Source organism: Methylobacterium sp. J-092 (genome assembly GCF_022829325.1).
Classification (GTDB): domain Bacteria; phylum Pseudomonadota; class Alphaproteobacteria; order Rhizobiales; family Beijerinckiaceae; genus Methylobacterium.
Map to the genome: position 1 here is coordinate 1 of NZ_JAKSXU010000195.1, position 866 is coordinate 866.

General features: G+C 55.5%; 1 protein-coding gene and 1 pseudogene. Both read right to left on the bottom strand.

The window, feature by feature from the left end; all coding sequences use genetic code 11:
* Nucleotides 1-46: 46 nt before the first annotated feature.
* Nucleotides 47-316, bottom strand: coding sequence for a hypothetical protein (locus tag MKK60_RS23055; protein ID WP_243988727.1), 270 nt, complete (start codon nucleotides 314-316; stop codon nucleotides 47-49).
* A 421-nt stretch (nucleotides 317-737) separates the two neighbouring features.
* Nucleotides 738-866, bottom strand: a pseudogene (locus tag MKK60_RS23060) (two-component system response regulator); the annotation flags it as partial.

Here is an 866-nt window from a genome sequence, read left to right on the forward strand (position 1 = left end):
CGACAACATTGAATTTTTGAAGCTGAGCAGCCCCGCAACAAAAACATCAGTTCAACTGTAAACTACCTCTTGGACTTGTCGTCAAACCACTAAGATGAGCATCAAGCTGATCGCGGATCTCTCTGGCCATCGCCAGATCAAGGCGTAGACGTGCAGCTACAATGGGATCAGGCTGCACGCTCCCATCCATAAGTACGGCCATCCGGTCCGTGAACAGGTTGAGCGCGACCGTCTGTCCGTTCAAGACGATACTGACAGCACCTGTAATATGCCGAACGGGGACTTCATCAGGATCGGGCGTGGCATCGATCGGCATCCCCTAAATTCCTTCAAAAACTGATAACCTACAATTGACTAGTCAATTTCTACAATGCGCTCGAAGCAAGTTGACGTGCTTAGGTACTATCTACAGATTTGAACATATGTGTTAATTAATAGTAAAAATATAGACCAAGTTGTGAGGTTTTTGAACGCCTAACTACCACTGACTACCGCGCCGCCAAGCTCGATGCCTCGACGTTCGGGGCGCACTCCCTGCGGGCCGGCTACATCACTTCGGCAGCCGAGCGGGGTGCCGATCTTGCCCACATTATGGATCAGTCCGGGCACCGCGATCCGCGAACGGTGGTCGGCTACATCCGCCGGGCGAACGCCTTCAAGGGGCACTCGGGGAGCGGGTTTTTGTAGCAAACACCTGTCCCTGAATAGCTGTCACGCTGGAATGATCGTATCTCCGGTCAAGCGGCTGCGCGCAGCCATTGCCGCTCGACCTCGCCCCAGCCGGCCAGGAACGCCGCGACGCAGGCCGGGTCGAAGTGCGAGCCTGCGTTGTCGGACAGGAGCGCCCGCGCCTTCTCGAGCGACCA